General features: G+C 71.5%; 10 protein-coding genes. 5 read left to right on the top strand and 5 right to left on the bottom strand.

Annotation, left to right across the window (positions count from 1 at the left end):
* Positions 1–169 precede the first annotated feature (169 nt).
* Entirely contained in the window at positions 170–1,138 is a 969-nt protein-coding gene (locus AB0A95_RS07215; protein ID WP_357554737.1) for a Gfo/Idh/MocA family oxidoreductase, read from the top strand.
* Between the two features lie 46 nt (positions 1,139–1,184).
* Here the strand turns inward: AB0A95_RS07215 and AB0A95_RS07210 are convergent, their stop codons facing one another.
* The 3 genes from AB0A95_RS07210 to AB0A95_RS07200 form a co-directional block, all read right to left on the bottom strand.
* Positions 1,185–2,198: an inorganic phosphate transporter gene (locus AB0A95_RS07210; protein ID WP_357554736.1), complete on the bottom strand. Its 1,014-nt coding sequence runs from the start codon at positions 2,196–2,198 to the stop codon at positions 1,185–1,187.
* Between the two features lie 4 nt (positions 2,199–2,202).
* A complete protein-coding gene (locus AB0A95_RS07205; RefSeq protein WP_053655020.1) occupies positions 2,203–2,829 on the bottom strand; it encodes a DUF47 family protein in 627 nt (208 codons plus the stop codon).
* Positions 2,830–2,957: 128 nt separating this feature from the next.
* A complete protein-coding gene (locus tag AB0A95_RS07200; protein WP_357554735.1) occupies positions 2,958–3,899 on the bottom strand; it encodes a PPK2 family polyphosphate kinase in 942 nt (313 codons plus the stop codon).
* 67 nt (positions 3,900–3,966) lie between these two features.
* On the opposite strand from AB0A95_RS07200, the gene AB0A95_RS07195 reads away from it, so the two are divergent.
* The gene (locus AB0A95_RS07195; RefSeq protein WP_357554734.1) at positions 3,967–4,716 is read left to right on the top strand and encodes a sigma factor-like helix-turn-helix DNA-binding protein; all 750 of its coding nucleotides are present in this window, start codon (positions 3,967–3,969) and stop codon (positions 4,714–4,716) included.
* A 19-nt stretch (positions 4,717–4,735) separates the two neighbouring features.
* Here the strand turns inward: AB0A95_RS07195 and AB0A95_RS07190 are convergent, their stop codons facing one another.
* Positions 4,736–5,242, bottom strand: a complete 507-nt coding sequence (locus AB0A95_RS07190) for a DUF402 domain-containing protein (protein ID WP_357554733.1) — start codon at positions 5,240–5,242, stop codon at positions 4,736–4,738.
* A gap of 101 nt (positions 5,243–5,343) precedes the next feature.
* Between AB0A95_RS07190 and AB0A95_RS07185 the strand changes: the two genes are divergently transcribed.
* The gene (locus tag AB0A95_RS07185; RefSeq protein WP_357554732.1) at positions 5,344–7,548 is read left to right on the top strand and encodes an ATP-dependent DNA helicase; all 2,205 of its coding nucleotides are present in this window, start codon (positions 5,344–5,346) and stop codon (positions 7,546–7,548) included.
* A gap of 11 nt (positions 7,549–7,559) precedes the next feature.
* Here AB0A95_RS07185 and AB0A95_RS07180 read toward each other — a convergent pair whose 3' ends face one another.
* The gene (locus tag AB0A95_RS07180) at positions 7,560–8,924 is read right to left on the bottom strand and encodes an AI-2E family transporter (RefSeq protein WP_357554731.1); all 1,365 of its coding nucleotides are present in this window, start codon (positions 8,922–8,924) and stop codon (positions 7,560–7,562) included.
* A gap of 94 nt (positions 8,925–9,018) precedes the next feature.
* On the opposite strand from AB0A95_RS07180, the gene AB0A95_RS07175 reads away from it, so the two are divergent.
* Both AB0A95_RS07175 and AB0A95_RS07170 read left to right on the top strand, forming a co-directional pair.
* A complete protein-coding gene (locus AB0A95_RS07175) occupies positions 9,019–9,357 on the top strand; it encodes a co-chaperone GroES (RefSeq protein WP_145778711.1) in 339 nt (112 codons plus the stop codon).
* 93 nt (positions 9,358–9,450) lie between these two features.
* Complete coding sequence (locus tag AB0A95_RS07170) at positions 9,451–9,618, top strand: hypothetical protein (RefSeq protein ID WP_357068185.1); 168 nt, start codon at positions 9,451–9,453, stop codon at positions 9,616–9,618.
* The last annotated feature ends 2 nt before the right edge of the window (positions 9,619–9,620 follow it).

The raw sequence follows: 9,620 nt of genomic DNA, 5'->3' as shown, positions 1-9,620 counted from the left end.
GACGCTTCGGCTGGTGCGTGGACGCGTAACTGCCTGGACTGCGTGCCGCCGATTCATATCCAGGCCATGGAGTTATTGCCACGACACGCCGTGCCGCCGGGCAATAACTCCATGATCGACGAGGTGGGGGCGGGGCGGGGGTGGGGTGGGGGCGACTAGCGTTTCGCGCATGACTCGTTGGGGCATCCTGGCCACCGGCCACATCGCCAGCCGTTTCGCCGAAGACCTCCGGCTGGTGCCGGACGCCGAACTGGTCGCTGTCGGTTCCCGCGCCGCCGACAGCGCGCGCCGCTTCGCCGACACGTACGGCGCGAAGCGGGCGTACGGCTCCTGGGTGGAGCTGGCCGCCGACCCGGAGGTCGATGCGATCTACGTGGCGACTCCGCACTCCGCGCACTACGAGGCGGCGATGACCTGCCTGACCGCCGGACGGGCGGTGCTGCTGGAGAAGCCGTTCACCCTCGATCTGGCCACCAGCACCGAGCTGGTGGACACCGCCCGCGCCGCAGGGGTCTTCCTGATGGAGGCCATGTGGATGCGGACCAACCCGCTCATCCTCCGGGTGGTCGAGCTGATCGCGGAGGGGGCGATCGGCACTGTGACCGGCGTCCGGGCCGATTTCGGGGTGGCCGGGCCGTTTCCGCCGGAGCACCGGATGCGCAACGCGGCGCTGGGTGGGGGTGCCCTGCTCGACCTGGGGATCTACCCGATCAGCCTGGCCCACCTGCTGCTCGGCGTGCCGCAGCACATCCGGTCCTGGGCGCAGCTCGGCCCGGAGGGGACGGACGAGAACACCGGCCTGTTGTTCGGCTACGACACCGGAGCGCTGGCGACGCTGAGCTGCGGCATTGTCGGGTTGAGCGGGCTAACCGCCTCGATCACCGGCACGACCGGGCGGATCGACCTGCCGGAGCCGTTCTTCCGGCCGGGTTCGGTGCTCCTGCACCGGGCCGGCGCGGAGCCGGAGACGATCGTCGCCGACGGGGCCGGCAACGGCTACCAGTACGAGGCGATCGAGGTGCAGCGCTGCCTGGCGGCCGGGCTGACCGAGAGCCCACTCGTGCCGCACGCGGCCACGCTTGAGGTGATGGCCCTGCTGGACACGGTGCGGGAACAGATCGGCGTGCGGTACGCGTGAAAGAGAAGGGCCCCTCCGCGCGGAGGGGCCCTTCTCTCCGCGACGGTCAGCCGAAGAGCGGCCGGACCAGCAGGTAGGTGACGCAGGCGATCAGTGCGGCGGCCGGGAACGTGATGATCCAGGCGAGCACGATGTTGCCGGCGACGTTCCAGCGGACCGCGGAGAGCCGCTTCGTCGCACCCACACCCATGATCGCCGAGGTGATCGTGTGCGTGGTCGAGATCGGGGCCTTCAGCACCAGTGCGTTGAAGTAGAGCACCGCGCTGGCGACCGTCTCGGCGGCGAAGCCCTCCGGCGGCCCCAGGTCGATGATCTTGCGGCCGAGGGTGCGGATGATCCGCCAGCCGCCGGCGTACGTGCCGAGGGCCAGCATCGTCGCCGACGTCCAGAACACCCAGCCCGGGATGTGCGTCTTGCTCTCCTGGAAACCACCGGTGTAGAGCGCCAGCACCACGATGCCCATGGTCTTGGCGGCGTCCTGCATGCCGTGGCCCACCGACATGGCGGCGGCCGAGACGGTCTGCGCCCACCGGAAGCCCCGGTTGAGCTTGCCCGGCTGTCCCTTGCGGAACAGCCAGAGGATGGCCAGCATCAGCAGGTAGCCGAGGGTCAGGCCGACGATCGGCGAGAGCACCATCGGCAGCAGCACCTTCTCGCCGATGTTGCCCCACTGCACGATGCCGCCGGTGGACAGCAGTGTCGCGCCGACCAGCCCACCGAAGAGCGCGTGCGAGGACGACGAGGGCAGACCGAAGTACCAGGTGATCAGGTTCCAGGCGATCGCTCCGAGCACCCCGGCGAAGACCACACCGAGGCTGTTCACCCCGGTCGGGAGGGTGACCAGGCCGTCGCCGACGGTCTTGGCCACGCCGGCACCGAAGTGTGCGCCGACGAAGTTGCCGACGGCGGCGAGGCCGAGGGCGATCCGGGGGGTCAACGCCCGGGTGGAGACGCTTGTCGCGATCGCGTTGGCGGCGTCGTGGAAGCCGTTGGTGTAGTCGAACGCCAGGGCTACCCCGATCACCGCCAGGACGGCGATGAGTTCGGGTGTGACAGTCACCGGATCAGGACTCCTTGACCGCGATGGTCTCGACGGTGTTGGCCACGTGCTCGAAGGCGTCGCAGGCGGCCTCCAACTCGTCGGCGACCTCCTTCATCTTCAGCACCGTCAACGCGTCGTACTCACCGGAGAAGAGGCGCACGAGCAACTGCCTGTTGATCCGGTCACCCTCGTTCTCCAGCCGGTTGCACTCGATCCAGTAGTCCTCAAGATCCTTCATCGACTTCAGCCGGGGCATCGCGTCGGCGGTCAGCTTGGCCTGCTGGTCGAGCACGTTGACCATCTCGTGCAGCTCGCGGGGCAGCGCCGGCAGCTCGGTCAGCCCGTACAGGTAGAGCAGGTCGCCGACCGCTTCCAGATGGTCCATCACGTCGTCGAGCAGCGAGCCGAGCCGGTAGATGTCCTCCCTGTCGAACGGCGTGATGAATGTCGAGTTGATCTTCTTGTACAGGTCGTGGGTGATCTGGTCACTGTCGTGCTCGACCTCGGTCAACCGCTCGCTGACCGACTGCACGTCCACGCCGGGCAGGGCCAGCTCGTTGAGCAGCGCGGTGCCCCGGACCAGGTTCTGCGCGGCCCTGGTGAAGAGCTCGTAGAAGGCGCCCTCGGTGGGGCGGAAGGAAAACTTCACAGCACAGACCTCGTCGCGTCGGTGGAAGGGTGGCGGCACCCGTCGGGCACCCGCTCGGTGAATGCTAGGAAACGACAGAACCGTGAATTCGCCGGCCCACCCCTGGCCAGGCGTCATTCATCGGTCGTTCATCTGCTGTTCATCTCGACAGTCCCATCCGCACCCGCTCCCCCAGCAACCAACCGCTCCCGCTCGTGCTCGACGTCGAAATCGGCAGCCGGATACCCCAGGTCGAGGGTGTCGAACGTCTCACGCAGCAGATGGGCCACCGCCCAGTCCCGGTACCACTTGCGGTCCGCCGGCACCACGAACCAGGGCGCGGCGTCCGTGCCACACCGGCTGAGGGCCTCGGCGTACGCGGCCTGGTAGTCGTCCCAGTGCGCCCGGGAGTCGACGTCGGAGGGGTTGTACTTCCAGTGCTTGTGCGGGTCGGTGAGTCGTTCCAGCAGGCGCTTGCCCTGCTCGGCGTACGAGATGTGCAGCATCACCTTGATCACGGTCACCCGGTCCTCGGTCAGCTCCCGCTCGAACGCGTTGATCTCGTCGTACCGGGCCCGCCAGGTCGCCTCCGGCACCAGCGAACCGACCCGCGCGATCAACACGTCCTCGTAGTGCGAACGGTTGAACATCCCCACGTACCCCGGCGGCGGCAACTCCCGCCGGATCCGCCACAGGAAGTGGTGCCGCAACTCCTGGCGGGTCGGCGGCCCGAACGAGCGGATGTGCAGGCCCAGCGGATTCATCGCGCCGGCCACCCGCTTGATCGTGCCGTCCTTGCCACCGCAGTCCATCGCCTGGAGCACCAGCAGCACCCGGCGGGGCGGCCGGTCCGACCCGGTCTTGGCCATCGCGAAGAGCATCTCCTGCTGTCGGCCCAGCTCGCCGCCGACCAACTCCACCTGCTCCCGCGCCCAGGCCTTACGGTGCTCGCCGCGCCCCGCCATCGTCGGCACGCCGGGCGTGGAGCGCGGGTCGATGGCGCTGAGATCCACAGGTGCGCCGACCCGCAGCAGCTCCCGTACCGAGCCGCCGTCCGGTGCCACGATCTGCCCTTGCTGGGGTGCGCTCATCCACGGATCATCGCCCACCCGCAGGCGATCCGCCCGCCGAGGCCCCCGACCACCACCACCGGTCGGCATGGTCCCGGCACCGGCCGGCCGCCAAGCGCGGGGCCGCCGACGCGTCGGGTCGGCATTGTCGCGTGCCGGCCGGCCGTCGCCGACGGACGGGTACGCCCCCGACCCGGCCGAGCGGGCGGTCCGCACCGACCAGGTCGGCACGGCGCTGCTCGTGGTGTTGGAGCGGCTCGCGCCGGAGCAGCGGGTCGCGCTCGTGCCGCACGACGTGTTCGCGATGCCGTTCGCCCGGGTCGCCGACGTGCTCGGCACCACCGAGGTGGCCGCCCGGCAGCTCGCCCACCGGGCACGCCGGGCGGTCACCGCGCCGGACGTCCCCCGGCACACCGCTGACCTCACGGAGCAGCGCCGGGTGCTCCAGGCGTTCGTCGCCGCCACCGAGTCCGGCGAGCTGGACCAGCTGCTTCAGGTGCTCGCGGCGGACGTGGTCTTCGTCGGTGACTCGGGTGGGCACTACCCCTCGGCCCGCCAACCGGTCGTCGGCGCGGACGCCGTGGGTCGCTTCACGCTCGGCCTGTTCGGCCGGGCCGGCCGCTACGACGGCCGGGTGCGGGCCCGGCTGGTGCTCGTCGACGGCGTGCTCGGTCTCCAGATGGAGACAGTGCACAGTGACGGTCGGCCGATCCGCCTGGTCACCGTGTTCGCCGTGGACCAGGGTCGGATCACCGCCATCTACAACCAGATCAACCCGGAGAAACTGGCCGACCTGCCATCGCTTGGCGACGACGACCGCTGGCCGCCGCGCTGGTGAGCCGGCCGGGCGTGCGGTGTCAGACCACCAGGGCCAACCACTTGCGGTACGAGGTGGCGAACGGCTCGGTGCCGTCACCGAGCGCCCCGAAGAGCCGTTGCGCCGCCGCTTCGGCCTCGGCGACCACGTCGTCCGGGTAGCCGAAGCGCGCCCGGTGCTCGGCGAACTCGTCCTCGTCGAGCAGCTCCACCAGGCCGGTGGCGCGACGGCGGACGACGTCCAGGTCCAGGTCGATCAGGTGGACGGTGTCGCCGGACTCCCAGTGGGCCGGGGTGGTGATGTCGCAGTAGACCTCGCTGGTGCGCGGCGGCGGGTTGAACATCGCCGTCCACCAGGCGCGGTGTGGCACCAGCAGGATGAACGGGATCTTCTCCACCGACGGCCGGCCATGGTAGACCGACTCGGTGCCCTGGGGGACGCCGAGCCAGATGCCGAGGTCGTCCTCGGTGAGCCGGCGGGCCGGGTAGTCGCGGTGGGCGCTGCCGTCGTACTTGCGGTAGATCACTCGGACCATGTCGCTCGGCATGATTCGCACCCTAACCGATACTGGCCACGCGTCGTAGCGCGGCCGTAACGGGACGACGTGACCACGACGACCGGTCCGGCCGGCAGCGCGCCACGCGGCGGATGGGCGCGGCCGGTGTCGGCGGCGGCGGGTACCGTCGCACGGTGACTCCGCCCCGCACCGCCACCGGTTCCGCCACCCCGTCGGCCCGTGCGAAGGGTCGGCGCCGGGGTGCCCGGCCCAGCGGCACGGAGCTGCTGGCGGCGGCGGTCGGCGCGGTGCCCGGCGGTGCGGAACGCCCCGGCCAGTTGCAGATGACCACGGCGATCGAGGAGTGCGTGGCCGACCGGGAGCATCTGCTCGTGCAGGCGGGCACCGGCACCGGCAAGTCGCTTGCCTACCTCGCGCCGGCGCTCACCGTGGACGGCCCGGTGGTGGTCTCCACCGCCACCCTGGCGTTGCAGTCCCAGCTTGTCGACCACGACCTGCCCCGGCTGGCCGACGCGGTCGAGCCGCTGCTCGGCCGTCGGCCCACCTTCGCGGTGCTCAAGGGTCGCCACCACTACCTGTGCCTCGCCCGACTGGACAACTCCACCGCGGAGGAGCCGGAGGACACGCTCTTCGACGCTCCGGCGGCCCGCCCCGGCGGCGGGACGAAGTGGCTCGGTGAGGCGGGCCGGTTGGGCAAGCAGGTCGAGCGGCTGCGCGACTGGGCGGAGAAGACCGCCACCGGCGACCGGGACGAGCTGGACCCAGGCGTCGACGACCAGGCCTGGCGGCTGGTGTCGATGCCGGCCCGGGAGTGCGTCGGGGCGACCCGCTGCCCGTTCGGGCAGGAGTGCTTCGCCGAGGCGTCGCGGGCCCGGGCCCGGGAGGCCGACATCGTGGTGACCAACCACAGCCTGCTCGCTGTCGACATGCTCGCCGACCGGCACATCGTGCCGCCGCACAAGCTGCTCATCGTCGACGAGGCGCACGAGCTGGCCGACCGGGTCTCCTCCGCCGCGCAGGCGGAGCTGGTGCCCGAGCTGATCGACCGGACCACCCGCCGGGCCCGTACGCTGCTGCGACCGGAGACCGCCGAGGCGCTCACCGCGGCCGGTGACGCCCTCGCGGTCGGGCTGGCCGAGACGCCGGCCGGGCGGCTCACCGCCGGGCTGCCGACGCCGTTGCGGGAGGCGTGCACGCTGCTCGACGCGGCGACCCGCTCCGCGCTTGACGCGATCGGCGACATCAAGGCCGATGATCCCGACCCGGTCCGCAAACAGCAGGCCAAGGCAGCACTGGACGAGCTGTCCACCACCGCGCAGCGGCTGTTGGAGGAGGCCGACCACGACGTGGCCTGGGTGGAGAAGAACGACAGCGGCAACCGCCGGGCACTGGTCGTCGCGCCACTGTCGGTGGCGGGCACCCTCGCCACCCACCTGTACGACGAGCGCACCGTCGTCGCCACCTCGGCGACTCTGGCGCTGGGCGGCCGGTTCGACACTGTGGCCCGCGCCCTCGGGCTGGACGCGCCGCCACCCGCACCGCCGTCTCCCGCCGCGGCGGCGCTGGCCGCCCGCACCGGTCCGGGGCGCCCGGCCGCCGAGGCGCCGGGCCGTCGGCTTGCCAGCGAGGCCGTCCCGAGTGCCGTCGTCCCGGCGACCGAGGGCCCCGGTTGGCGGTCGCTCGACGTCGGGTCGCCGTTCGACTACGCCCGCCAGGGCATCCTGTACGTCGCCGCGCACCTGCCCAGGCCCAGTGTCTCCGGGCTGCCCGACGCCGCCGGGGAGGAGCTGCTGGCGCTCGTCGAGGCGCTCGGTGGTCGTACTCTGGGGCTCTTCTCGTCTCGGCGGGCCGCGCAGCAGGCGGCGGAGCTGTTGCGCGCGCGGACCGACCTGCCGGTGTTGTTGCAGGGTGAGGAGGCGCTGCCGCTGCTGGTCCGGCGCTTCCGGGAGGATCGCGCCAGTTGCCTGTTCGGGGTGATGTCGCTCTGGCAGGGGGTGGACGTGCCGGGTGACGCCTGCCAGCTCGTCGTCATCGACCGGCTGCCCTTCCCTCGGCCGGACGAGCCGTTGGCGGCGGCCCGCGCGGCGGCAGTGGACGCGGGTGGCGGTTCCGGCTTCTCCGCCGTGAGCGTGCCGATCGCGGCGGTGCGGCTGGCGCAGGGTGTGGGCCGGCTGATCCGGGCGACCGGCGACCGGGGCGTGGTCGCGGTGCTCGACTCCCGGCTGGAGACGGCCCGGGGCTACGGGCCGTTCCTGCGCCGTTCGCTGCCGCCTTTCTGGTACACGACTCGCCCCGAGGTGGCCCGCGGCGCCCTGGAACGCCTCGCCAAGTCCTGACTGCCGGTTGGTCAGGGTGCTTGGGAGGCGACGACCACGGCGTCGGGCGGGGTGTCCGGGACCCGGCGGGCGGCGAGCCGGCGGACCGCGGTGTTCAACACGGCGATGAGCGGCACGGAGACGAGCGCGCCGGTGATGCCGGCGAGCACGACACCGGCGGCGATGCCGATGATCACCGCGAGCGGGTGCAGGGCGACCGCTCGTCCCATGATCAGCGGTTGCAGCACGTGCCCCTCCACCTGCTGCACACCGATCACCACGCCCAGGATGATCAACGCGGTGACCGGGCCGCTGTCGACGAGCGCCACCAGCACCGCCACGCCACCGGAGAGCGCCGCGCCGACGATCGGGATGAACGCGCCGAGGAAGACGAGCGCGGCGAGCGGGAAGGCGAACGGGATGTCGAAGACGACAAGGAAGATGCCGATGCCGACAGCGTCGATGAAGGCCACCAGGACTGTCGCGCGGACGTAGGCGACGAGGGTCTGCCAGGAGGCGCGGCCCGCGTCGTCGACCTTCCACCGGGCGGCCACCGGCAACAGCCGGACCAGGAAGCGCCAGATCCGGTTGCCGTCGCGCAGGAAGAAGAACGTCGCGAAGAGCACCAGGAGCGTGCCGGTCAGCACCTCGGCCAGTGTCGCGGCGGTGCTCAGGGCACCGCTGGTGAACCGTGAGGTGTTGTTGTTGATCCAGTCCTGCGCCTCGTTGATGTAGCGGTCGAGTTGGGTGTCGGAGAGGTGCAGCGGGCCGGTCTTCAGCCAGTTCTGGATCTGCCGGACGCCCTCCGAGGACTTCTCGCTCAGCTCCGGCACGCCGCGGATGAACTCGTTGACCACGAGCGTCAGCGTGCCGATCACCGCGGCGAGACCACCGACGAGCACCACCGCCGTCGCCAGCGACCGGGGCAGTCGGGCCCGCAGCAGCCAGCCCACCGCCGGCGCGAGCAGCGCGGAGAGCAGCAACGCGATGGCCAGCGGAATGATCACGATCTTGACGGTGCTGACGATCCTGACCAGTGCCCAGGCGACCACACCGATCACGATCAGCCGCCAGCACCAGGCCGCGGCGATCCGCAGCCCGTGCGGGACGTCCGCGTCGTCCCGGCTGGAGGTCGAGCTGTGCAGGTCCAGCGGAGGTTCCGCGCCGACGACGGTGGCCGTCGGTGGCGCGACAGGCCCCGGCGCGGCCGGCGACGCCACCCGAGCCGCCTCCGACGCGTCGCTCACGGCCTCAGCCGGAACGCTCTCGTCGGCCCGGGCCGACTCCCGTCGTGACTGGTAGGCGCGGCGGAGCCGCCCGCGTACCCGCTCGAAGCGGCTCAAGCGCACCTCCTGGCAACGAAACCGGCCCGCCCACGGCGACAGGTCGGACAGCATACGTCCGTTCCCGGCACGGTAGGGCAGTTCCGCCACACAATGCCCCGACCACCACCGGCGTAACCACAGTTGGCGACACGGTAGCGTCTGCGGCGTGACCGCCGACAATGATCTCGACGCCGGCCTGCCGATCCGCCTGCTGCACGACCGCGTGCTGGTGCGGATGGAGGGCAGCGAGGGCGAGCGTCGCTCCACCGCCGGCATCGTCATCCCGGCGACCGCCGCGGTGGGCAAGCGCCTCGCCTGGGCCACGGCCGTCGGGGTGGGGCCGAACGTCCGCGCCATCGTCTCCGGTGACCGGGTGCTCTTCGACCCGGACGACCGCTCCGAGGTCGAGTTGCACGGCCGCGGGTACGTGCTGCTGCGGGAGCGCGACGTGCACGCCGTGGCCGCCGAGCGGATCGAGAACGACCCCACCGGCCTCTACCTCTGACACACCTCCCCCGGCCGGCGGGCCGCGCCGCGCATCGTTTGCCCGGCCGCACGACGGGAAGCCATCCGGCGACCGTGGCCCTGGGGAGGGACGATGCCAGTATTCGTCAAGAAGCTGCTGACCTGGGGCAGTGTCGCGTTCCTGATCTACTTCGTGGCCTTCCGGCCGGACGGCGCCGCGCAGATGTTCAAGGCCATCGGGGGCGCGCTGATCGCGATGTTCCAGGGCTTCGGTGACTTCCTCACCACCCTGATGACCTGAGG

Source organism: Micromonospora sp. NPDC049230, assembly GCF_040647875.1.
Classification (GTDB): domain Bacteria; phylum Actinomycetota; class Actinomycetes; order Mycobacteriales; family Micromonosporaceae; genus Micromonospora.
Note: the sequence above shows the minus strand (reverse complement) of the source record. Positions and strands in the feature narration are given on the sequence as shown.